This is a genomic window from Halopseudomonas sp. (assembly GCF_047631575.1).
GTDB lineage: Bacteria > Pseudomonadota > Gammaproteobacteria > Pseudomonadales > Pseudomonadaceae > Halopseudomonas.
Genome location: NZ_JBLIAB010000002.1, coordinates 183,223 through 205,044, shown reverse-complemented (window position 1 = coordinate 205,044; position 21,822 = coordinate 183,223). Strand labels below are relative to the sequence as shown.

Here is a 21,822-nt window from a genome sequence, read left to right as displayed (position 1 = left end):
TCCAGTTGCAGCTGTCTGGCTGCAACTCCCTTACCACTGTAACAATGCTCTAATCGTGAGTAGCTATCACCATATATCGTGCATCTCAGGGAAGTCTTTTGCCTTGAACGTAGGCACGAGACCTTGTTCACGTTGCGCCAGATAGTCTTTGGTCAGTTTCGCAACAGTGCCAGACAGCAGCACGATGGCTATCAGATTGATGGTTGCCATAAGCCTCATCAAGGCGTCAGCTACATTGAACACAGTCCATACTGCCTGTATGGATTCCCAGACAACCATGCCCAGAGCAGCCAGGCGCAGAGCCGTGAAGCCCGCCAGATTACCCGTGCCTACTCGTGATGCCAGACTGGTTGCCAGCGCTTGGAAGGGAGAAGTCCCGGATGAGTCACTTTCGCGTGATCACTTGATGGCCCGGATCATCTCACCAAAATTGACGAATTACAGGAAGCCCAGCCGGATCGTGAAGAACACGCCAACGGCCAGCAGTCTGTAAATGATGATCTAACCCCAGAAAATGGTGTTGAGAAAATCGATTATGGCGGTCATAGCTCATCCTTGGTCGGTCGGTTCGCAAGACATACTTTTTAACCCTAGATGGGTTGGTGCAAAGTGCCATTTTGGCCCTGAATTTCTTCGATTATTGCCACAAACACAGCTACAAATGGCTGTATCCGACCTGTCTTTTGACACTATGTCAGCCTATATTGTTTTTATCCATAAAAATGAAGGGCACTCTGCCCAGCTTGCATTAGGAGTTGTCATGAGCCTCACACCCGTCGACCTCAAGATTCGTCCACGCCGCATGGATTTTGGTTTGCCGGATCCGCTGCCTCGGCACTGGCACAGCAATGATCCGTTCAAAACGCATTTTTTCAATGCAATGTCCGTCCTGTTTCCTGATGGTGAACGCTATTTCATCGACTCGGTCAGGCCGTTCCGGGCCCAGATAAAGGATCCAGTGCTGCTCGAGCAAATTAGTGGCTTTATCGGCCAGGAAGGGCATCACAGCCGTGAGCACATTGATTACAACAACCGCCTGCGGGCGTTGGGGTACAACATCGATCGTTTGGAAATGCCAGTCAAACGGCGGATACGTTTCGTTCAGAAACAATTTTCTGCAGAGCGCCAGCTCGCTGGCACAGTAGCGATGGAGCATTTCACTGCGATTCTGGCCAACGCCTTGCTCAGCGAGCCGCAATGGTTGGCTCAAGCGAGCCCGGAAATGCAAAAACTATGGCGCTGGCACGCTCTAGAGGAAACCGAGCATAAGGCGGTTGCTTTCGATGTTTACATGCAGGTCTGCGGCGACCGCAAGATTTTGCGCAGGGCCATGCGTCAGGCCACTTTCTTTTTCCTCAAGGACGTGACCAAGGGCACTCTGCATATGCTTAAAAAAGATGGCAAGCTGACGCTTTCGGTATGGTGCAAGGGTATGCTCTGGCTATGGGGTCGTCAGGGATTCTTTACCCGCCTGATCCCTGCGTACCGTGATTTTTATCGGAATGATTTTCATCCTTGGCAACATAATAACGCCGTGCTTATGGAGCAGGTCGCTAAAGAGTTCGAACTTCAGCCTGCTTGAGCACAGTCTCTGCCGCACAACAGTGCAGCCTATCGCTAATAACCCAGACGATGGTCTATGATAGGCCATCTTTTGTTGCGAAGGACCTGCCATGTCTGTTCAGTTGTTCGTCCCCGGGGAAACCCGGCTGCATGAAAAACGCGTCGCCCTGGTTCCAGCGGTGGCCGAAAAGCTCCTCAAGCTGGGGATTGCAATCAATATGCAACCGGGTGCCGGTGGGGCTGCGCGTATTCCGGACCTGGCTTATGAAAAAGCAGGCGTTAACGTCGCTGAGCCACCTGCCGATGTGGATTTGATCTTTCGCGTCCAACCTCCAACGCTTGCCGAAATTGAACAGATGAAGCCGGGCACCGTGCTTTGTTGTTTCGTCTACGCTCATCGTGAAATGCCAATTGTACGCGCGCTGCGCGACAACAAAATCACCTGTTTCGCGATGGAGTTGGTGCCACGTATCACGCGGGCTCAGGCGATGGACGCGTTGTCATCCCAGGCCGCTCTGGCCGGTTATTATGCGGCCTTGCTGGCGGCGACCAACCTAAACCGTATTTTGCCGATGATGACGACCGCCGTAGGCTCGCTGCGCCCTGCGCGCATTCTTGTAATGGGAGCCGGTGTTGCTGGCTTGCAAGCCCTGGCTACCGCCAAGCGCCTTGGTGCCATAGTGGAAGGCTACGACGTTCGGCCCGAAGTGAAGGAACAGGTGGAGTCGGTAGGCGGCAAGTTCGTTGATACCGGTGTATCGGCTAGTGGTGAGGGCGGTTATGCCCGCGAACTGACCTCCGAAGAGCAGAACAAGGTAGATGAAGTGCTCACCCGGCACATCCAGAACGCCGACGCGGTCATCACCACGGCTTCGATTCCTGGCCGACCTAGCCCGAAAATTATCAGTGAAGCCCAGATTCTCGGCATGAAGCCCGGCTCAGTTATTATCGATCTCGCTGCGGAAGGGGGCGGTAACACGCCACTTACTGAGCCGGGTGACACAGTCGAAGTCGGACCGGTAACCATCGTGGCTCCACTGAACATCCCTAGCCACCTGGCCGAACACGCCTCCGAACTGTATTCACGCAATCTGCTCGCCTTGATCGGCCTGATGGTCAAGGACGGCGAACTCAGCATCGATTGGGATGACGAGATTCTTGCCGGCGCGGTATTGACCCATGACGGCGATATCATCAATGAAGCTGCCAAAAAGGCAGCCGACACAACACCTGGGGAGTGACCATGGACGCTACAACCACGATTACCGGGTTTGTTGCCCTGTACATATTCATGCTGGCAGCCTTTACCGGCTATGAAATCATTGGTCGTGTGCCGGCTATTCTGCACACGCCGCTGATGTCCGGCTCCAACTTCATCCATGGCATCGTTGTCGTGGGTGCGATGTGGGCTCTGCTGAATGCCTCTACACCGCTTGAACAGGTCATTGGCTTTTTCGGTGTGCTGCTCGGTGCAGGTAATGCCGCGGGAGGCTACGTTGTGACTGAACGGATGTTGCAAATGTTCAAAATGAGTGACAAGCGCGCGGACAAAACCACTTCGACGGACAAGGAATAGGTCATGGATACAACGCTGATTATTGAAGCGGCCTATTTTATCGCGGCCCTGTTGTTCATTTACGGTCTCAAGCGCATGGCGAGCCCGGTGACTGCCCGGTCCGGTATCATGGTTGCCGGTTGGGGTATGGTTCTGGCAGTCGCCGTTGCTTTTCTTTACGGGCTGGACGTCAATGAGAAAGCCCAGCCGCATGTCTGGGTCAACTTGTCGCTGGTTATCATTGCACTGGTTATAGGTATTGGTTGGGCATGGTATAGCGGCAAGAAAGTAGCAATGACTGATATGCCGCAAATGGTTGCGCTGTACAACGGCATGGGTGGTGGTGCCGCGGCAGCAATCGCCGCAATCGAGTTGTTTTCGGGAAATGCCCAATCCCATGGCGTAGTGGTAACGATACTTGCTGTTCTCGGCGGTCTTATTGGTGCTGTGGCGCTTTCGGGTTCCATGATCGCCTGGGCCAAGCTCGATGGCCGCATCAACAAAACCATTCGTCTACCCGGCCAGCAAGTCATCAACGCCACATTGTTCTTCCTTGCGCTGGCCATGGGTGCTGCGATTACTACCGCAGGGTTGGCCGGTGAAGTGTCCATCACGCTTGTGGCGATCTTCTTCGTCGTTTCACTGGTGCTGGGCGTCATGCTGACCAATCCGATCGGCGGAGCGGATATGCCGGTAGTGATTTCTCTCTACAACGCCTTCACCGGTTTGGCGGTAGCATTCGAGGGCTTTGTATTGCAGAACCCGGCCATGATTATCGCCGGTACTGTCGTCGGATCCGCGGGTACGCTGCTCACCCTGATGATGGCCAAAGCCATGAATCGGCCAGTGTCCAATGTCATCTTTAGCCAGTTTGGCGAGACGGGTGATGGTGGAGATTCTGAAATCGAAGGTAGTATGAAGGCCGCTGAAGCATCCGATGCGGCTATCGCGATGTATTATGCTAACAAGGTGATCATTGTTCCCGGTTATGGTTTAGCCGTGGCGCAAGCCCAGCACAAACTATACGAGTTCGTGAAGCTATTGCAGAAGCAGGGCGTCGATGTCCGTTTCGCAATTCACCCGGTAGCGGGACGCATGCCGGGGCACATGAACGTGCTGCTGGCTGAAGCAGGTGTACCCTACGACATCATCTTCGATCTGGAAGAAATCAACGAGGACTTCGCCCAGGCTGATGTTGCCATTGTGTTGGGAGCCAACGACGTAGTGAACCCTGCAGCGCGCACCAACAAGTCGAGCCCAATCTACGGCATGCCGATCCTCAACGTGGACATGGCGCAAACCGCGTATGTGGTCAAACGGGGCCAGGGTAAGGGGTACTCCGGTGTTGAGAACGAGCTTTTCTATGCCGATAACACCTCGATGGTCTACGGCGATGCGCAGAAGGTGATGGCGCAGATGATTGAAGCCATCAAGTCGCTGGGGTAAAAGAACGCTTTTGCGTTTTTTGGACGCCGGGGAAAAATCTGAACGTTCCTGCATAATTGGAAACGTTCAGGGCACTTTAATCTCCCTGGCGCACCAAGGACTTCCGATGCGTGACACCCTCGAGCGTTATCAAGTCTGGATCTATCTGTCAGCTATTGTCCTCGGTTTAGTGGCTGGTTGGAGCGCACCGCTATGGACGGTTAATTGGGACTCAGCGCTGTGGTTTTTAATTGGCGTTCTGCTCTTTGCGACCTTTACTCAGATCCCCTTGGTAAATATCCGCTTGGCGTTTGTTGATGCACGATTCATCGCTGCGCTAGTGGTCGGCAACTTCATTTTTATGCCGGCAGTCGTCTGGCTTTTGCTGCATATAACCCCGGACGCACCAGCCATTCAACTAGGGGTGCTACTGGTCCTTCTGGTTCCTTGTACTGACTGGTTTATTACTTTTACTTCTCTGGGTAGGGGTGATACTGGTCATGCAGTTGCTGCAACGCCGATACTGCTGCTCATGCAGTTAATCCTGCTCCCTTTTTATTTGTGGTTATTGCTCGGCGATACGCTTGTTGAAATTGCTTACGCCGATCGATTACTGCCAGCCTTTTTCGGGTTGATTATCCTGCCGCTGCTCCTTGCCTGGATCCTGCAGCGTGTTGCGCTAAAGAAGCTCGCGGTCAAACCGATTTTTCCGTTTTTGGCCTGGTTTCCAATCCCTCTTTTGGCCATAGTCGTTTTTCTGATTGCGGCCTCACAGGTCGGTATCGTGACCAGTGAAATAGTTATTCTATGGCCCGTGTTGCTTGTATTTATTGTCTATCTTGTGGCGGCTGCAGGGGTTGGTCTATTGCTCAGTAGAGCGCTGAACTTGTCTCCACGCACGGGTCGGACCTTGGTTTTCAGTCTGGCTACCCGTAACTCCTTTGTGATGCTGCCCTTGGCGCTGGCGTTGCCGGGGGGCTGGAGCGCAGCTGCGGTAGTGATCGTGATGCAGTCGCTGGTTGAGTTGTTCGGTATGAGCGTTTTTCTGCGCTGGGTGCCGGAACACCTTATTCCAGATAAGTTAGCAGATCGGAAAGTTTGAACAGTGAGCACAAAAAAGCCAGCACAGGCTGGCTTTTGTCTCGCGCGTAATAAAACGGGCCGGAATTACCCGGCCGCTCTATTACTTAGCCGCGACGTTGTAACCAAAGATCGACTTGACTTCCAAGAAATCGTCGAAGCCATAGTGGCCCCACTCGCGGCCAATACCCGACTCCTTGTAGCCACCGAACGGCGCCTTGTTATCCAGGGCTGCGCCGTTAAGGTGCACCATGCCGGTACGAATACGGCGAGCGACGTTGCGCGCGCGATCGAGACTGGCAGAGGATACATAACCCGAAAGACCATAAACCGTATCGTTGGCGATACGCACAGCGTCTTCCTCATCTTCATAGGCGATGATCGAGAGTACCGGTCCAAAGATCTCTTCGCGGGCAATGGTCATTTCGTTAGTGACATGGCTGAACACAGTGGGCTTGACGTAGAAACCTGTGTCAAGTCCCTGGGGGCGGTCTGGTCCACCGGTGACTAGCTTAGCGCCTTCCTCGATGCCATCTTTAATCAGGCTCTGTATCTTGTTCCACTGGGCCTGGGAAGCAACCGGACCGATTACTGTATCGCTGGCATTCGGATCACCAGCTACGACCGTGGCAGCCACGCCATTAGCAATAGCAGCCACTTCGTCCATTCGGCTTTTGGGTACCAGCAGACGGGTCGGCGCGTTACAGGACTGCCCGGTATTATTCATACAGGACATCACCGCGTGGCCGACCATTTTCTCGAAATCCACATCATCAAGCAGAATGTTTGCGGACTTGCCACCCAACTCCAGTGCGACGCGCTTGATGGTGTCAGCGCCTGATTTCATAACCATACGGCCAGCGGCAGTGGATCCGGTGAAGGACATCATGTCGATACCAGGGTGTGCGGACATGGCCGCGCCAACCGTTGGACCGTCGCCATTGACCAAGTTGAAAACACCGGCAGGAACACCCGCTTCTTCAAGCACTTCGGCTAGAATCAAAGCCGACAACGGTGCTACTTCGGAGGGCTTGAGTACCATGGTGCAACCGGTCGCCAGAGCAGGGGCGACCTTGCAGGTCATCTGGTTCATTGGCCAGTTCCATGGAGTGATCAGGCCGCAAACTCCAATAGGTTCCTTGACGACGAGTGTGGTGCCGATTTCTTCTTCGAACTTGAATTCCTTGAGGGCGTCCAGTGCAGCTGAAAAATGGCCAATGCCCGAGGGGGCTTGAGCGGTCTTGGCAAGCTTGGCTGGCGCGCCCATTTCAATAGAAATAGCCTCTGCGATGTCCGGCAGACGCTTCATGAAGACTTCCATCACTCTCTCGAGCAGCGCAATGCGCTCTTCACGGGTGGTCTGGGAGTAGGTTACAAAGGCATTGCGAGCGGCTTCCACAGCCAGATCAACATCTTCCTTGTTACCCAAGGCAATGGTGGCGGCAACTTGCTCGGTAGCTGGGTTAATAACATCGATTGTTCTGTCGCCCTTGGGCTGGACCCACTTGCCGTTAATGAAGAATTCGTGGTGGTGACTCATTGATGGACTCCTATACATGTTTGGGTGCGCTTTGAATGTCACAGCGACCATAGCATTGTCAGCCCTGATTCATCAGCCACTTTGTGTGTAATCAATTCGCCGCTGATGACAGAACATCGTTTGTTCTGATATTGCTAATGGGAATCTACGGTTTAGAGCCTGTTGCGGCGGGCAATGGGCGCACGAGTCATACCTTCTAAATGAGGGGAAAAAGCCCTGCAATGGCCGGCTTGCGGGCATTATCAAGGGCAGCTAATACTTGACTAAAACGCTTGGCTATTGCATAGTTACCGCATGTCCAACCAGCTCGGAATTGCTAATGCGACTGACAACGAAAGGCCGCTACGCGGTAACTGCAATGCTTGATTTGGCTCTGCATGAGAATCAGGGGCCGATCACGCTGGCAGATATTTCACAGCGCCAAGGCGTCTCCATTTCATACTTGGAGCAGCTTTTCGCCAAGCTACGTCGCTGCCAGTTGGTTGAGAGCGTACGGGGCCCAGGTGGTGGCTATCGCCTCGCTGGTGGCCCAACAGCTATTAGTGTCGCTCAGATTGTTGAAGCGGTGAACGACTCCATGGATGCCACACGCTGCTTGGGCCGCGGTGACTGCCAGCAGGGTGAAATTTGCCTGACTCATCATCTTTGGTCTGATTTGAGCGAAAGGTTACACGATTTTCTTAGCGATATAAGCCTGGCTGACCTGGTGTCGCGTGATGACATCCAGCGTGTGCGGGTACGTCAAGACCAGAGTAGTGGTATCAGTGCTGCGATGCATAAAACCTCAACACTGGAACGCATTATTTAAAACGGTCATCAGAACCGTCCGATTCATGCAGTGCCCGCCATCATCGGCCAAGGCGCTGCTGCCTGAAACAAGCAGCAACCGATGGCTTAGACCATCCGTTGCCTGACTGAGGTGATACCGTGACTGAACAAGTCGAAAGCCTTATCAAGCAAGATTACGCCGCTGGATTTCACTCCAGCATCGAATCCGACACTCTGCCTCCTGGCCTTAATGAAAGCGTAGTGCGCTTCATTTCCGAAACCAAGGGCGAGCCCGAGTGGTTGCTTGAATGGCGCCTTAAAGCGTTCCGAGCCTGGCAGGAGATGGAGGAGCCCACGTGGGCTCATGTGCATTACCCTGAGATTGATTTCCAGTCGATTTCCTACTTTTCTTCCCCCAAGAGCATGGCGGACAAACCCAAGAGCCTTGCGGAGGTAGATCCTGAGTTGATTGCTACCTACGAAAAACTGGGTATTCCACTCCATGAACAAGAGATGCTCGCGGGTGTGGCAGTCGATGCGGTATTCGATTCTGTTTCCGTGGTAACTACCTTTCGCGCAAAGCTGGAAGAAGCGGGTGTGATTTTCTGCCCGATCAGTGAAGCGGTTCATCGCTGCCCTGAACTGGTCAAGAAGTATTTAGGTAGTGTGGTTCCGCAGAAGGATAACTACTATGCGGCGCTGAACTGTGCTGTTTTCTCCGATGGCTCATTTGTCTACATTCCAAAGGGTGTTCGTTGCCCGATGGAGTTGTCCACCTATTTCCGCATTAATGAGATGAATACTGGGCAGTTTGAACGCACATTGATTATTGCCGAAGAAGGTTCCCACGTAAGTTACCTTGAAGGCTGCACGGCACCCATGCGTGACGAAAATCAGTTGCATGCCGCAGTCGTTGAGCTGGTTGCTCTGGATGACGCCACCATCAAGTATTCGACTGTGCAGAACTGGTATCCGGGGAACGCAGAAGGCAAGGGTGGAATCTACAATTTTGTTACCAAGCGCGGTATCTGTCATACCAACGCCAAGATTTCCTGGACGCAGGTCGAAACGGGTTCGGCGGTCACCTGGAAGTACCCCAGCTGCATTCTCAAGGGCGACAATAGTGTAGGTGAGTTCTATTCAGTTGCGCTGACCAACAACTTCCAGCAGGCCGATACCGGCACCAAAATGATTCATATAGGCAAGAACACCAAGTCCACGATCATCGCCAAAGGTATTTCCGCGGGGCAGAGCAACAGTTCATATCGCGGTCTGGTGCGCTTTAACCCGGGCGCTGATGGTGCGCGCAACTTTACGCAGTGTGATTCGTTATTGATTGGCGATCGCTGCGGTGCGCACACCTTTCCCTATATTGAGAGTCGCAATCCGACCGCAGTAGTTGAGCATGAGGCAACCACGTCAAAAGTCAGTGATGACCAGATGTTTCTCTGCCAGCAACGTGGACTGGACGCCGAAAAGGCAATCTCGATGATCGTCAACGGCTTTTGCCGAGAAGTGTTCAAAGAATTGCCGATGGAGTTCGCGGTTGAGGCAGGCAAATTGCTTGAAGTCAGTTTGGAAGGTTCGGTGGGCTAATCCCGACATTCAGCTTGCTTCAGATGTATTAATTTCTCACAGTTATCGGGTGTTAAATATGTTATCAGTCAAAGGGTTGCACGCTAAAGTTGAGCAAATAGATATCCTCAAGGGCCTGAATATCGAGATCAAGCCGGGTGAGGTGCATGCAATCATGGGTCCTAATGGGTCTGGCAAAAGTACACTTGGCAACGTGCTGGCAGGTCGCCCGGGCTACGAGGCAACCGCCGGTTCTATTGTATACAAGGGCAGGGATCTGCTCGAAATGGGAACTGAAGAGCGTGCCCGCGAAGGGCTCTTTCTGGCTTTTCAGTACCCGGTGGAAATTCCTGGGGTCAGCAATATGGAATTTCTGAAAGTCGCGTTGGACGCCCGCCGTAAACATGCTGGCCAGCCTGAGCTTTCGGCGATTGACTTCATGAAGCTAGCGCGGGAAACCAGCAAGCGCGTTGACTTGCCTGCCAGCTTTCTCAAGCGCGGCGTTAACGAGGGCTTTTCTGGTGGCGAGAAAAAGCGCAATGAGCTGATGCAGATGATGTTGCTTGCGCCTGATCTGTGCATTCTTGACGAAACCGACTCCGGGCTGGATATCGATGCCCTGCAGTTGGTAGCCGATGGCGTGAACAGCCTGCGCGACGGTAAACGCAGTTTTATCGTAGTGACCCATTACCAGCGTCTGCTGGATTACATCGTGCCTGACCATGTCCACGTACTGGCCGGCGGTAAGATTGTTAAATCCGGTGACAAGAGCTTGGCTCTGGAGCTCGAAGCCAAGGGTTATGCCTGGCTTGAAGAAGAGGTGGCCTGATAACCATGACGGATTTTCAGAACAGGGCGCTTGAACTAGCTGCCCAGCAAAATAGCCCGGAGTGGCTAGGCACTCTGCGCCGCAAGGGCGCGGATAGCTGGTCTGCTGCTCCTTGGCCTGGTCGCAAGACCGAGCATTGGAAGTACACACCATTGACCCCGCTGCAGAGTGCTGCGAAAGGTTCCTGGGGTTCTTCCGAGGGCGTTGATTGGACGCATGATATAGAGCTGATCGACGATCTCGATGCGACCAGACTTATCTTTGTTAATGGTCAGTTTTTGGCTGCCGAGTCCAGCGAGCTGCCCAAGGGTATCGTGCGTTTTGCAGATGTCGATGCCGATCAGCAAGCACTGGTTCAGGAACATTTGGGTGCAGTGGTAGATGCCGGTCGGCATTTGTTTGCAGCCTTAAGTAATGCCTGGGCTGCCGATGGTTTGCTGGTCCACGTGCCGCGCGGCGAAAAGTTGGCCAAACCGGTGTATATCATCAATGTCTCAACCCCGGGCAACAAGCCGCTCATCAGCAACCAGCGGGTGTTGGTTGTGCTCGAAGAGAACAGCCAGGCTGAAGTGATTGAGCACTACGTATCTAGCGAAGTAGAGCAAAATGGTTTCGTTAACTGCCTGACCGAGGTTGTCGTGGGCGACAATGCCCAGATCCAGCATTACCGTATCAATCTCGAACAGGAAGACTTGCTGCACGTGGGCGGAGTGCATGTTGATCTGCACCGCTCGGCGCGCTTCTATGGCTTCACCATTGCCCAAGGTAGTCGTCTCAAGCGTATCGATTATCAAGTGAACCATCGTGGCGAAGGAGCCCACCTGGAGTTGCACGGTGTTTATCTGCCGCGCAACAAGCAGTTGATCGACTACCACACCAATGTCGAACATTGCGTACCCCATTGCACGACGAATGAAGTCTTTCGCGGAATTGTTGGAGACTCATCCAAGGCGGTATTCAATGGGCGCATTCATATTCACCCCCACGCCCAGAAAACATTGGCAGAGCTGAGTAACAAGAACCTGCTGACCTCGCGTACTGCCGAGATCAATACCAAACCCGAGCTCGAAATCTATGCCGATGATGTGCGCTGCGCTCACGGTGCGACTATCAGTCAGTTGAACGAGACCTCATTGTTCTACTTACAGAGTCGCGGCGTATCACAAGCCGAGGCTATGAGTATGCTCAGCTTCGGCTTTATTAACGAACTGCTGAACGAGGTGCCGGAACCTGCAATACAGCGCTTCCTGCGTCCGCGCCTGGCCGAATTATTTGGTCGCGAGAGCAGCAAAATAGGACAACTGGCCTATGACTGATACGGCACTGAAAACAACTGCCATGTTCGATGTCGAACAGGTACGGGCAGACTTCCCGATCTTGCATCAGGAGGTTAACGGGCATCCACTGGTTTATCTGGATAACGCGGCGACCACGCAAAAGCCCCAGGCTGTTATTCAGGCCATTGTTGACTATTACCAGCAGGACAATAGTAACGTGCACCGTGGTGCCCACGCATTGGCTGAGCGTGCGACTGAAAAATTTGAAGCGGCTCGCAACAAAGTAGCGCAATTTATCAATGCACCTGAGGCGTGTCAGGTTATCTGGACACGTGGTACTACCGAAAGCATCAATCTGGTTGCCGCGAGCTGGGGTAGGGCGAACCTGCAAAAGGGGGATCGGATACTGGTTTCGGCTATGGAGCACCATTCCAATATCGTTCCTTGGCAGATGGTTGCCAGCGAGACCGGCGCCACGGTAGAAGCGATTCCGGTGGACCCCACAGGTACCATCGATATGAAGGCCTTCGCCGATATGCTTGATGAGCGTGTGCGCATGGTGGCGTGCGGGCACGTATCCAACGCCTTCGGCAGCATCAATCCGATTGCCGATATTGTGCAGTTAGCCCACGAGAACGGTGCTCTTTGCCTGGTGGATGGAGCACAGGCGATCAGCCACTGGGCAATAGACGTGCAGGCGATGGATTGTGATTTTTATGTCTTTTCCGCCCACAAGCTGTTTGGGCCGACTGGTCTGGGTGTGCTGTATGGCCGTCGGGAGTTGCTTGAAAGCATGAATCCATACCAAGGCGGCGGCGAGATGATCGAGTCAGTCAGCTTTGACGGTACGACATATAATCAGCTTCCGTACAAGTTTGAAGCGGGTACTCCCGACATTGCCAGCGTTATCGCTCTGGGGGCCGCAGTAGATTATGTGCTGGGTCTGGATCGTCAAGCGGCGGCGGCTCACGAAGATGCTTTGCTTGCCTATGCGCAGCAGAGAGCGCTGGACACACCAGGCATGCGTTTGGTCGGCACAGCGAAGAACAAGACGGCAGTGATGAGTTTCTTGCTTGATGGTGCGCACCCTCACGACGTGGGCATGTTGCTCGATCAACAGGGAGTGGCGGTTCGCACGGGCAATCACTGTGCCCAGCCGATAATGGATCAGTTCGGTATTCCTGGCACCGTGCGTGCCAGCTTCAGTATTTACAATACCTTCGCCGACGTTGATCGTTTGTTCGACGCATTGGCCAAGGTTAGACAGTTCTTATAGGAGTCATGCATGAGCGTTGAATCCTTTGATCCGGTCAGTCAGGTGGTGACAGTTACACCCGCTGCGCTGGAGCATTTCCGCAGCCAGCTGCAAACTCAACCCGGGCGTGCAGTGCGGCTTAGTGTCAAAAAAAGTGGCTGTACCGGTTTTAGATACGTGATCGATATGGTCGAGAAGGGTGTCGAGAATGACCTGCATTTTCAGCTAGATGATCAGATAGAGCTGTTTGTCGATATTGAGAGCCTGTCTGTTATTAGTGGGACGCAGATCGATCTGGTCAAGGAAGGTATTAATCGCCAGATCCGGTTTATTAATCCCAATGTCGTCGACGAGTGTGGTTGCGGCGAAAGCTTCAGCGTGAATTAAGGCAGATCTGGACATGGAAAGACGTATGGTGGTTGCGCAGGCTGATTGCCCGGCGCGCAGGGTTCCGGATGGCACACCGCTGACTATTCCCAAAGATACATTTGTAACCATCACCCAGGCTCTGGGGGGCAATTATACCGTTACTTACAATGGTCAAATGGTTCGGGTTGATGGCACTGATGCCGCTAACCTGGGTCTTGAGCCGGAGCTCTTGAGTTTCCCCCAGGCGACCGACGATCGCATCTGTGAAGAGCAGGTATGGGAAGCGTTGCGCACGGTCTACGATCCTGAAATACCGGTGGATCTGGTTAACCTGGGGCTGATCTACGAAGTGGTCATCGATCCGGAACAGCATCAGGTGGATATTCGCATGACCCTGACTGCTCCCGCTTGTGGCATGGGTCCAGTCTTGGTCGGCGACGTGGAATACCGTGTACGCAGGGTACCCAATGTCGAGACTGTGAAAGTCGATCTGGTATTCGATCCACCATGGTCCCGTGAGATGATGAGCGAAGAAGCGCAACTCGCCACCGGTATGTTTTTTTGAGGAAACGCATCGCATGAGTCAGTTTGGCACTGAAGTCACGAGTGGCGACATCATTGATACGCTGTCATTCTTTGACACCTGGGAAGATCGCTACAAATACATTATCGACCTTGGACGGGAACTACCGCCTCTGGATGACTCGCAGCGCACCGACGAACATATCGTGCGCGGTTGTCAGAGCCAGGTGTGGCTGTTGAGTGACGAACGCGAAGGGCGTTTGTTTTTCGATGCCGACAGCGATGCATTCATTGTCAAAGGTCTTTTGGCCGTGGTTTTGGCTGCTTATAATGGAAAGACACCCCAGGACATTCTGGACTTTGACATCGAGCACTACTTTGCCGAACTGAACCTGCTCAAGCATTTGAGCATGACTCGTGGAAATGGCCTGAAAGCGATGGTTAAACGTATTAAGGATACCGCCGAAAAGCGCACCCGATAAATCGTGACGTCACCGGTGAGGGGGTCAAGTATCAGTCCTCGCCTAATCCTTGATGATCGTCTCGCCCCGAGACAATTAAAAAAGCTCCGCGTGCGCCTCTTGTAGCAGAGTGTGTCTGGATGTACTGTTCGCATTGCGAACGAATCCGGGACTTTGGTCCAATTGCACAATAAAAATATGCAGGCAAAAGTCCTATGCACAATCTCTGGATGCGTCTGAAAGATGATTTTCAGTTATCCATCATCACTCTTGTTGGGCTTTGCGCCCTCATTGGAATCTCACCTTATATTGTATATCGTCTGTTGGAAGGTAGTCTGCTGGTCGGAATAGTGGACGCTTTCATGGTCGGCAGTACCGCGCTGGCAGTACTTTACGCATGGCGAACCGGCAATACCCTGCGGCCGGGTCAGTTTCTGGCGATTGTGTATTCAGCCGGGGCCTGTCTAGTAACGATCAAGCTGGGCGTTAATGGGTTGTTCTGGTTTTATACCCTGATATTGTTTAATTTTTTTGTTGTTCCCCCTTTGCAAAGTGCCATGGCAACGCTGTCCGCGCTCTTTATTATCTGTATTTATGGATATTTGAACCCGGACGTTGTTTTCGAGAGTCATTACCAGATGACCTCGTTCTTCGTTACTTCCCTGATAGCCAGTTTTTTTGCTGCCGTTTTCGCTTATAGAGGCCGGCGTCAGCGCGAACAGTTAATCGAACTGGCCGCCCTGGATCCCCTTACCAGGGTAGGTAATCGTCGTGCAATGGATACTGAACTGGATATTGCGTTCGCTGAGCATCATCGAGATGAAACCCGCTATGGGCTGCTTGTACTGGACCTTGATCGTTTCAAGGATGTGAACGATCGATACGGACACAAGGCCGGCGATCAGATTCTGATCGATTTCACCCGTATTATCCGTGAGAACTGCAGACAGTCAGATCGCTTCTTTCGTATGGGCGGGGAAGAATTTGTGTTGTTACTTCCAAAGCTCTCCCGTGAGGGGTTGGAAACGGCGGCTAATCAGCTGAGGTCAAGAGTAGCTGAGCAATTAAAAAGCCCTGGAGGCTCGGTTACGGTGTCGATTGGTGGCAGCATGCTTAACCATCACTCCAGTGTGGAGGCTTGGATGCATGAGGCAGATCTGTGTCTTTATCAGGCGAAGGATGCGGGGCGTAACAAACATGTCATTTGCCCGTTAAGCGACATCGAAAGTCACCACCAATCCACTCCGAAACAAGCACGGCGTCATTGACGTCGTGCAGCAAGTTCGCCCGTTTTGGGCGTTGATCGCTCAGGGATAATTGCTGAAGGTTACTTGAGCACCCTCTTTTTCTACCGCAACAACCTTGTAGGCATCGACGCGATCGCCCATTTCCATGCCGGGTGAACCCGCAGGCATTCCCGGTACAGCAAGTCCAAGTATTCCGGGCCTTTGTTGCATACGCAAGATATCTGCAGCCGGCACATGCCCTTCCACAAAGCGACCGTCAATGACGCCGGTGTGACATGAAACTAGTTCGCCGGGTACGCCCAGACGCTGTTTGACTTGACTCATATTGTTTTCCAGGTGATCTGTCACCGCAAAACCATTTTCCTTCAGATGCTCGATCCAGGCTGAGCAGCAGCCGCAATTGGGGTCTCGGTAGACATCAATCGCAACCGAGTCAGCTGCGTAAGCCACGGAACCCAGCGTCATGCAGCTAAGCAGAAACGAGATACGAAATCGTAGCATGGAGCCTCCAGAAAATTTAACAGTACGGACCTGATAGTTGATTGTCAGCGAAAGGTTAACGCCGCGCAATAATACCGACGGCATGTGCGATTCACGAAATGTAACCGAGTATATAGCCCGATTGACGACGCCAGCATGCCTAGGCTAACGCTAGTTATTTAAGACGCCGCTCAATACCCATTTCCACCAGAATTTTTGCGGAAATTTCCTCAATGGAAAAAGTGGTCGTATTAACGAACGGAATGTTCTCTCGGCGGAACAGGCTTTCCACTTCGCGAACTTCGAACTCGCATTGACCAAAACTGGCATAACGACTGTTTGGACGACGCTCATGTCGAATACTGGTCAGCCGGTCAGGGTCGATGGTCAGGCCGAATAGTTTGTGCTTATGAGCCTTGAGGGGTGCGGGCAGTTGCAAGCGCTCCATGTCCTCCTCCGTCAAAGGGTAGTTGGCCGCGCGGATGCCCGATTGCAGAGCGAGATAGAGTGAAGTCGGGGTCTTGCCGCACCGGGAAACACCGACAAGAATGATGTCGGCACGATCGTAATGTTCCGTTCGTGCACCGTCATCATTGTCCATTGCATAGTGCACCGCATCGATCCGATCCTTGTATAAACCACTGTGCTGCATCGAGTGGGATTTACCCACGGAGTAGGATGAACCATCACCAATTTCCTGCTCAAGCGGCGCCAGAAAAGTGGAAAAAATATCGATCAGATACCCATTTGATGCAGCCAATTCGTTGCGAATATCACTATTGACTACGGTATCAAAAATGATGGGGCGGATACCGTCTCGCTCGGCAGCTGCATCGATTTGTTGTACCATGTCTCGCGCTTTTTCGACTGTGTCTACATAGGGTCGAAGCAGCTTGATGAACTCGACGTTCTCAAACTGTGAAAGCAAGCTTTGGCCAAGCGTTTCGGCGGTGATACCGGTACCATCAGAAATGAAAAAAGCGGTGCGTTTCATGCGCGAGGCCTTAAGATGTAGGTGTCTGAGTATGGAGGATGGTAATGCCATCCCCTCACTCGGTAGCCGCATTGTGGCGCATTTGCGAGAGTCCGGCCAGATACCAGCGCCATAGCGCTGCCAAATGATTAATTTACGGAGAGATCACCTTGTTAGAGTACGTAGTGTCCTTCGAGCAATTGGGTGTTGACGATGTTGAGCGGGTTGGCGGCAAAAACGCTTCCCTGGGCGAAATGATCAGCAACCTGGCTCACGCCGGCGTCTCCGTCCCTGGCGGTTTTGCCACCACCGCACAGGCCTATCGCGACTTTCTGGAACAAAGTGGTCTGAATGATCGCATCAACGCCTCGCTTGATGCGTTGGACGTTGAGGACGTCAATGAGCTTGCTCGGGTAGGTTCGCAGATTCGTCAATGGGTCATGGATGCTCCTTTCCCTGACGCCCTTGACGCGGCCATTCGTGGCGCTTTTGCCGAACTGGCAGGTGACAATGACAACCTCGCGGTAGCAGTGCGCTCTTCGGCAACGGCTGAGGATCTACCCGATGCATCCTTCGCCGGTCAGCAGGAAACTTTCCTGAATATCCGTGGCGTAGACAACGTGATCCACGCGGCGAAAGAAGTCTTTGCCTCCCTGTTCAATGATCGTGCCATTTCCTATCGCGTGCACCAGGGCTTCGACCACAAACTAGTGGCGCTTTCTGCTGGTATTCAACGCATGGTGCGCTCCGAGACCGGGACTGCCGGTGTCATGTTCACGCTGGATACCGAATCCGGTTTCCGTGACGTTGTGTTTATTACCGGAGCATACGGTCTGGGCGAAACCGTGGTTCAGGGAGCGGTCAATCCCGACGAGTTCTACGTTCACAAACCTACTCTTGAGGCAGGGCGCCCTGCAATTCTGCGCCGGAATCTGGGCAGCAAAGCGATCAAGATGATCTACGGTGCAGACGCCAGCGCCGGCCGCTCGGTGCAGACTGTAGACGTCGACAAGGCCGAGCGTGCGCGTTTTTGCCTGAGCGACGAGGAAGTAACCAATCTGTCGACGCAGGCGCTGACAATCGAGAAACACTATGGCCGTCCGATGGATATCGAATGGGCCAAGGACGGCGACGATGGTCAGCTGTATATCGTTCAGGCTCGCCCCGAGACAGTCAAAAGCAGGAATAACGTCAATGTGATGGAGCGGTATCTTCTGAAAGAGAAGGGTACCGTTCTGGTCGAGGGTCGTGCGATCGGTCAACGCATTGGTGCAGGACGGGTACGGATCATTCACAATGTTTCGGAAATGGACAAGGTTCAGCCGGGCGATGTTCTGGTGTCAGATATGACCGATCCTGATTGGGAGCCGGTCATGAAGCGCGCCAGTGCGATTGTGACTAACCGCGGTGGACGCACATGCCACGCGGCGATCATTGCACGCGAGCTGGGCATCCCGGCTGTAGTCGGAACGGGTAACGCGACCACGCTGCTGCAAGAAGGCCAGCAAGTAACGGTTTCTTGCGCCGAGGGCGATACCGGGATGATTTACGAAGGCCAGTTGTCCTTTGATATCCGCACTAACAGCGTTGATGCGATGCCAGAGATTCCGTTCAAGATCATGATGAACGTTGGAAATCCCGATCGTGCTTTCGATTTTGCCAACCTGCCAAACGAGGGTGTGGGTCTGGCGCGACTCGAGTTCATTATCAACCGTATGATCGGAGTGCATCCCAAGGCGTTGTTGAATTTTGCTAGCTTGCCATCGGATGTGAAAGACAGTGTCGAGAAGCGCATTGCCGGTTACGCTGATCCGATCAGCTTTTATATAGACAAACTGGTTGAGGGTGTCAGCACGCTGGCTGCTGCGTTCTGGCCGAAAAAGGTCATTGTCCGGCTGTCCGATTTCAAGTCCAACGAATACGCCAACCTGATCGGTGGGAGGCTCTACGAGCCGGAAGAAGAGAATCCGATGTTGGGTTTCCGTGGCGCTTCGCGATATATCAGCGAGTCGTTCCGCGATTGCTTTGAACTTGAATGCCGGGCAATGAAGCGTGTGCGCGACGAAATGGGTCTAACCAACGTCGAAATAATGGTGCCTTTCGTCAGGACAGTCGGCGAAGCTCAGCAAGTAGTTGAACTGCTTGCTGAAAATGGGCTCAAACGCGGCGAGAACGGCCTGCGGCTGATCATGATGTGCGAATTACCAGCAAACGCCTTGCTGGCCGAGGAGTTTCTTGAGCACTTTGACGGTTTCTCGATTGGCTCCAACGATCTGACCCAGCTGACATTGGGCCTGGATCGTGACTCCGGCATCATTGCGCATCTGTTCGACGAGCGAAATGCAGCAGTGAAAAAGCTTCTCAGTATGGCAATTTCGGCCTGCATCGCAGCCAACAAGTATATTGGTATCTGTGGGCAGGGCCCTTCCGATCATCCTGATCTTGCGCGCTGGCTGATGGACCAGAAAATCGAAAGCGTGTCGCTTAATCCCGACTCAGTGATGGATACCTGGTTCTTCCTCGCTGAGAATCAGATTTGAGCTATAGCCAAGACTTATACCGACTGAAGGAGTACAGCAATGCACTATGTAACCCCGGATTTGTGTGATGCCTATCCCGATGTGCTGGTGTTGGAGCCTATGTTCAGTAATTTCGGAGGTCACGATTCCTTCGGCGGCCAGATAGTTACCGTCAAATGTTTTGAAGACAACTCGGTGGTCAAGGAGCAGGTAGATCTTGATGGTCGGGGTAAGGTCATGGTGATAGACGGTGGTGGTTCCATGCGTCGAGCACTGCTGGGCGACATGCTTGCGGAAAAAGCGGCAAAAAATGGTTGGGAAGGTATTATCGTGTACGGCTGCGTGCGCGATGTGGATGTGCTGGCGCAGACGCCTTTAGGTATTCAGGCTTTGGCCAGCCACCCGATGAAAACCGACAAACGTGGTATCGGTGACCTGAATGTGTCGGTTACTTTCGCCGGTGTCACTTTTAGGCCAGGTGAATATGTGTATGCCGACAACAACGGCATCATCGTTTCTCCACAAGCCTTGCAGATGCCAGCCTGAAAGGATTGCGAGCGGGTCTTGAGCGCGTGACTGATTTTCATTTTCATGCGTCTGTTTAAGACACCGCTAACCGGAGTAACGCCATGGAAGATCCGATCGAAAGTCGTTTACGTGCCCTGATGCGTGGCTCTCAAGCAGATGATGGCGTTGAGGTTGACGACGCCAGACTGGAGCGTGTCCTGCACAAAGCGCACCTGCAAGGCGGACTGCTTGATTTGATCAGCCTTTTTGCACGCTGGGGCTGGGTTGTGTCCGAAGGGGGTGCCCGGGGTTTACGGCACGCTCGGCCCGTCAACCGCGAAGACCAAGTCAAAGCCAGCCGGTCTAATTCCTTTATTGACTAGAGAAATCAGCATGCAATTTGAAACCTGGGGCCAGAGTTTCGTGGCCAGCATGGCAACATTATGGAATAACATCGCTTCTTTTATTCCTAATCTGATAGCTGCACTGTTCATTGTCCTGTTGGGTTTCATCGTCGCGAAAATAGTCGACACGTTAACCAGTAAAGGACTCGCAAGGCTGGGACTGGATCGGTTGATGAGCGGGGCAGGTGTCACCAAATTATTGGGCCGTATCGGTATTGTCTTACCGGTTTCGTCACTGGTCGGCAAAATTCTTTATTGGTTTATTGTTTTAATGTTCGTGGTGTCCGCATCGGAAACACTTGGATTAGCCCGGGTTTCATCTACGCTCGATGCATTTACCCTGTATTTGCCCAAGGTGTTCGGCGCAGCACTAATCCTTCTGGCTGGCTTATTGCTCTCCCATCTAAGTAACGGCGTGGTACGTGGCGCTGCACAGGGGATTGGCGTGGATTATGCCAGTGGGCTGGGTCGGTTTGCTCAGGGCTTGCTACTGATCATTACGGTGTCGCTGGCTATTGGTCAACTGCAAATCGAGACTCAGCTACTAAATACAGTCATTGCAATCGTTCTGGTTTCCTTTGGACTGGCAGCCGCCCTGGCCCTGGGGCTGGGTAGTCGGGCCGTGGTGGGTCAGATTATAGCGGGAATTTATGTGCGCGAACTTTACCAGGTGGGTGACCGTATCCGTATGGAAGGTCTGGAGGGGGTAGTTGAGGAGATTGGCACGGTTAAAACTCAAGTTATGGACGACCAGGGTCAACTGGTGTCCGTATCGAACCGCTCTCTGCTCGATGAGCGAGTCTCACGCTGAATTTTCCGACTGATATTCCAACAGTGATGAACTTGTATTTTGACTAGTCAGAATTACACTGCACGTTACAATCCGCTGGAGCTTTCAGACGAGGAGCTGGTGCAGCGAGCTAATATTGAACTTTTTCATACTACTGTTGCCTATGAAGAGCTGATGCGACGTTACCAGCGCACATTGTTTAATGTGTGTGCACGGTATCTGGGAAACGAGCGGGACGCTGACGACGTTTGTCAGGAGGTCATGCTCAAAGTTTTACACGGGTTGCGTCAGTTTGAAGGAAAGGCAAAGTTCAAAACGTGGTTGTATAGCATCACCTACAACGAATGTATCACGCAGTACCGGAAGGAAAAGCGTAAGCGACGGTTGTTTGATGCATTAAGTCTGGACCCACAGGAAGAGGAGACCGGAGAGCTAGAAGCCGATCAAATCACGGATAGTGCCAGTCTTGATCGTTGTTTGGTGAATGTAAATCAGGTGGATCGAGAGATACTTGTATTGCGTTTTGTTGCGGAGCTGGAGTTCCAGGAAATAGCAGACATCATGCGCATGGGTCTTAGTGCAACAAAGATGCGATATAAAAGGGCATTAGAAAAACTCAGATCACATCTTGACAATCCTTTTTGAGATTTTAAATTTATTTGCTTTTGAATATTTATGTTAAA

The 21,822-nt window shown here is 52.7% G+C and carries 23 protein-coding genes; 19 read left to right on the top strand and 4 right to left on the bottom strand.

Translation table 11 applies throughout. The annotated features are described in order from the left end of the window. Positions 1-66 precede the first annotated feature (66 nt). Positions 67-357 carry an alanine:cation symporter family protein gene (locus ACJAXR_RS05005; RefSeq protein WP_415057472.1) on the bottom strand — a complete coding sequence of 97 codons (291 nt, stop codon included), beginning with the start codon at positions 355-357 and terminating at the stop codon, positions 67-69. A gap of 403 nt (positions 358-760) precedes the next feature. On the opposite strand from ACJAXR_RS05005, the gene ACJAXR_RS05000 reads away from it, so the two are divergent. The 5 genes from ACJAXR_RS05000 (at position 761) to ACJAXR_RS04980 (ending at position 5,645) form a co-directional block, all read left to right on the top strand. Continuing rightward, a complete protein-coding gene (locus ACJAXR_RS05000) occupies positions 761-1,582 on the top strand; it encodes a metal-dependent hydrolase (protein WP_415057154.1) in 822 nt (273 codons plus the stop codon). A 91-nt stretch (positions 1,583-1,673) separates the two neighbouring features. Beyond that, on the top strand, positions 1,674-2,804 hold the full coding sequence (locus tag ACJAXR_RS04995) for an NAD(P) transhydrogenase subunit alpha (protein ID WP_415057153.1): 1,131 nt from the start codon (positions 1,674-1,676) through the stop codon (positions 2,802-2,804). Positions 2,805-2,806: 2 nt separating this feature from the next. Further along, positions 2,807-3,139, top strand: coding sequence for an NAD(P) transhydrogenase subunit alpha (locus ACJAXR_RS04990; RefSeq protein WP_415057152.1), 333 nt, complete (start codon positions 2,807-2,809; stop codon positions 3,137-3,139). Between the two features lie 3 nt (positions 3,140-3,142). Next, the gene (locus tag ACJAXR_RS04985) at positions 3,143-4,564 is read left to right on the top strand and encodes an NAD(P)(+) transhydrogenase (Re/Si-specific) subunit beta (protein WP_415057151.1); all 1,422 of its coding nucleotides are present in this window, start codon (positions 3,143-3,145) and stop codon (positions 4,562-4,564) included. 106 nt (positions 4,565-4,670) lie between these two features. Then, on the top strand, positions 4,671-5,645 hold the full coding sequence (locus ACJAXR_RS04980; RefSeq protein WP_415057150.1) for an arsenic resistance protein: 975 nt from the start codon (positions 4,671-4,673) through the stop codon (positions 5,643-5,645). 81 nt (positions 5,646-5,726) lie between these two features. On the opposite strand, the gene ACJAXR_RS04975 is transcribed toward ACJAXR_RS04980, so the two are convergent. Continuing rightward, positions 5,727-7,163: an aldehyde dehydrogenase family protein gene (locus ACJAXR_RS04975; RefSeq protein ID WP_415057149.1), complete on the bottom strand. Its 1,437-nt coding sequence runs from the start codon at positions 7,161-7,163 to the stop codon at positions 5,727-5,729. 319 nt (positions 7,164-7,482) lie between these two features. Between ACJAXR_RS04975 and ACJAXR_RS04970 the strand changes: the two genes are divergently transcribed. The 9 genes from ACJAXR_RS04970 (at position 7,483) to ACJAXR_RS04930 (ending at position 15,487) form a co-directional block, all read left to right on the top strand. Then, positions 7,483-7,971: an Rrf2 family transcriptional regulator gene (locus tag ACJAXR_RS04970; protein WP_415057148.1), complete on the top strand. Its 489-nt coding sequence runs from the start codon at positions 7,483-7,485 to the stop codon at positions 7,969-7,971. 119 nt (positions 7,972-8,090) lie between these two features. Next, positions 8,091-9,527, top strand: coding sequence for a Fe-S cluster assembly protein SufB (gene sufB, locus ACJAXR_RS04965; RefSeq protein WP_415057147.1), 1,437 nt, complete (start codon positions 8,091-8,093; stop codon positions 9,525-9,527). A 58-nt stretch (positions 9,528-9,585) separates the two neighbouring features. Continuing rightward, entirely contained in the window at positions 9,586-10,335 is a 750-nt protein-coding gene (gene sufC / locus ACJAXR_RS04960; protein ID WP_415057146.1) for a Fe-S cluster assembly ATPase SufC, read from the top strand. 5 nt (positions 10,336-10,340) lie between these two features. Next, on the top strand, positions 10,341-11,651 hold the full coding sequence (gene sufD / locus ACJAXR_RS04955; protein WP_415057145.1) for a Fe-S cluster assembly protein SufD: 1,311 nt from the start codon (positions 10,341-10,343) through the stop codon (positions 11,649-11,651). Then, positions 11,644-12,888 (top strand): aminotransferase class V-fold PLP-dependent enzyme, encoded by a 1,245-nt coding sequence (locus tag ACJAXR_RS04950; RefSeq protein WP_415057144.1) that lies wholly within the window; start codon positions 11,644-11,646, stop codon positions 12,886-12,888. Before sufD ends, ACJAXR_RS04950 begins: the two co-directional genes overlap by 8 nt. Before the next feature lie 9 nt (positions 12,889-12,897). After that, complete coding sequence (locus ACJAXR_RS04945; protein ID WP_415057143.1) at positions 12,898-13,254, top strand: HesB/IscA family protein; 357 nt, start codon at positions 12,898-12,900, stop codon at positions 13,252-13,254. 13 nt (positions 13,255-13,267) lie between these two features. Further along, positions 13,268-13,801, top strand: coding sequence for a putative Fe-S cluster assembly protein SufT (gene sufT, locus ACJAXR_RS04940; protein WP_415057142.1), 534 nt, complete (start codon positions 13,268-13,270; stop codon positions 13,799-13,801). Positions 13,802-13,814: 13 nt separating this feature from the next. After that, positions 13,815-14,240, top strand: coding sequence for a SufE family protein (locus ACJAXR_RS04935; RefSeq protein WP_415057141.1), 426 nt, complete (start codon positions 13,815-13,817; stop codon positions 14,238-14,240). Positions 14,241-14,434: 194 nt separating this feature from the next. Beyond that, the gene (locus tag ACJAXR_RS04930) at positions 14,435-15,487 is read left to right on the top strand and encodes a GGDEF domain-containing protein (RefSeq protein WP_415057140.1); all 1,053 of its coding nucleotides are present in this window, start codon (positions 14,435-14,437) and stop codon (positions 15,485-15,487) included. A 39-nt stretch (positions 15,488-15,526) separates the two neighbouring features. On the opposite strand, the gene ACJAXR_RS04925 is transcribed toward ACJAXR_RS04930, so the two are convergent. Further along, on the bottom strand, positions 15,527-15,967 hold the full coding sequence (locus tag ACJAXR_RS04925) for a DUF411 domain-containing protein (protein ID WP_415057139.1): 441 nt from the start codon (positions 15,965-15,967) through the stop codon (positions 15,527-15,529). Between the two features lie 154 nt (positions 15,968-16,121). Then, on the bottom strand, positions 16,122-16,940 hold the full coding sequence (locus ACJAXR_RS04920) for a pyruvate, water dikinase regulatory protein (RefSeq protein ID WP_415057138.1): 819 nt from the start codon (positions 16,938-16,940) through the stop codon (positions 16,122-16,124). Positions 16,941-17,089: 149 nt separating this feature from the next. On the opposite strand from ACJAXR_RS04920, the gene ppsA reads away from it, so the two are divergent. The 5 genes from ppsA to sigX all read left to right on the top strand — a co-directional run bounded on the left by ppsA (position 17,090) and on the right by sigX (position 21,784). Beyond that, positions 17,090-19,459: a phosphoenolpyruvate synthase gene (ppsA, locus tag ACJAXR_RS04915; protein WP_415057137.1), complete on the top strand. Its 2,370-nt coding sequence runs from the start codon at positions 17,090-17,092 to the stop codon at positions 19,457-19,459. A 39-nt stretch (positions 19,460-19,498) separates the two neighbouring features. Beyond that, a complete protein-coding gene (rraA, locus tag ACJAXR_RS04910) occupies positions 19,499-19,984 on the top strand; it encodes a ribonuclease E activity regulator RraA (RefSeq protein WP_415057136.1) in 486 nt (161 codons plus the stop codon). An 83-nt stretch (positions 19,985-20,067) separates the two neighbouring features. Further along, positions 20,068-20,328 (top strand): hypothetical protein, encoded by a 261-nt coding sequence (locus tag ACJAXR_RS04905; RefSeq protein WP_415057135.1) that lies wholly within the window; start codon positions 20,068-20,070, stop codon positions 20,326-20,328. A gap of 10 nt (positions 20,329-20,338) precedes the next feature. Next, on the top strand, positions 20,339-21,160 hold the full coding sequence (locus tag ACJAXR_RS04900; RefSeq protein WP_415057134.1) for a mechanosensitive ion channel family protein: 822 nt from the start codon (positions 20,339-20,341) through the stop codon (positions 21,158-21,160). Between the two features lie 39 nt (positions 21,161-21,199). Beyond that, entirely contained in the window at positions 21,200-21,784 is a 585-nt protein-coding gene (sigX, locus tag ACJAXR_RS04895) for an RNA polymerase sigma factor SigX (RefSeq protein ID WP_415057133.1), read from the top strand. Positions 21,785-21,822 lie beyond the last annotated feature (38 nt).

What these genes read in the sequence shown, in the direction of transcription:
- ACJAXR_RS05000 (WP_415057154.1), top strand. Translation starts at nt 761, where the DNA reads ATGAGCCTCACACCCGTCGACCTCAAGATTCGTCCACGCCGCATGGAT.
- ACJAXR_RS04995 (WP_415057153.1), top strand. Translation starts at nt 1,674, where the DNA reads ATGTCTGTTCAGTTGTTCGTCCCCGGGGAAACCCGGCTGCATGAAAAA.
- ACJAXR_RS04990 (WP_415057152.1), top strand. Translation starts at nt 2,807, where the DNA reads ATGGACGCTACAACCACGATTACCGGGTTTGTTGCCCTGTACATATTC.
- ACJAXR_RS04985 (WP_415057151.1), top strand. Translation starts at nt 3,143, where the DNA reads ATGGATACAACGCTGATTATTGAAGCGGCCTATTTTATCGCGGCCCTG.
- ACJAXR_RS04980 (WP_415057150.1), top strand. Translation starts at nt 4,671, where the DNA reads ATGCGTGACACCCTCGAGCGTTATCAAGTCTGGATCTATCTGTCAGCT.
- ACJAXR_RS04975 (WP_415057149.1), bottom strand. Translation starts at nt 7,163, where the DNA reads ATGAGTCACCACCACGAATTCTTCATTAACGGCAAGTGGGTCCAGCCC.
- ACJAXR_RS04970 (WP_415057148.1), top strand. Translation starts at nt 7,483, where the DNA reads ATGCGACTGACAACGAAAGGCCGCTACGCGGTAACTGCAATGCTTGAT.
- sufC (WP_415057146.1), top strand. Translation starts at nt 9,586, where the DNA reads ATGTTATCAGTCAAAGGGTTGCACGCTAAAGTTGAGCAAATAGATATC.
- sufD (WP_415057145.1), top strand. Translation starts at nt 10,341, where the DNA reads ATGACGGATTTTCAGAACAGGGCGCTTGAACTAGCTGCCCAGCAAAAT.
- ACJAXR_RS04950 (WP_415057144.1), top strand. Translation starts at nt 11,644, where the DNA reads ATGACTGATACGGCACTGAAAACAACTGCCATGTTCGATGTCGAACAG.
- ACJAXR_RS04945 (WP_415057143.1), top strand. Translation starts at nt 12,898, where the DNA reads ATGAGCGTTGAATCCTTTGATCCGGTCAGTCAGGTGGTGACAGTTACA.
- sufT (WP_415057142.1), top strand. Translation starts at nt 13,268, where the DNA reads ATGGAAAGACGTATGGTGGTTGCGCAGGCTGATTGCCCGGCGCGCAGG.
- ACJAXR_RS04935 (WP_415057141.1), top strand. Translation starts at nt 13,815, where the DNA reads ATGAGTCAGTTTGGCACTGAAGTCACGAGTGGCGACATCATTGATACG.
- ACJAXR_RS04930 (WP_415057140.1), top strand. Translation starts at nt 14,435, where the DNA reads ATGCACAATCTCTGGATGCGTCTGAAAGATGATTTTCAGTTATCCATC.
- ACJAXR_RS04925 (WP_415057139.1), bottom strand. Translation starts at nt 15,967, where the DNA reads ATGCTACGATTTCGTATCTCGTTTCTGCTTAGCTGCATGACGCTGGGT.
- ACJAXR_RS04920 (WP_415057138.1), bottom strand. Translation starts at nt 16,940, where the DNA reads ATGAAACGCACCGCTTTTTTCATTTCTGATGGTACCGGTATCACCGCC.
- rraA (WP_415057136.1), top strand. Translation starts at nt 19,499, where the DNA reads ATGCACTATGTAACCCCGGATTTGTGTGATGCCTATCCCGATGTGCTG.
- ACJAXR_RS04905 (WP_415057135.1), top strand. Translation starts at nt 20,068, where the DNA reads ATGGAAGATCCGATCGAAAGTCGTTTACGTGCCCTGATGCGTGGCTCT.
- ACJAXR_RS04900 (WP_415057134.1), top strand. Translation starts at nt 20,339, where the DNA reads ATGCAATTTGAAACCTGGGGCCAGAGTTTCGTGGCCAGCATGGCAACA.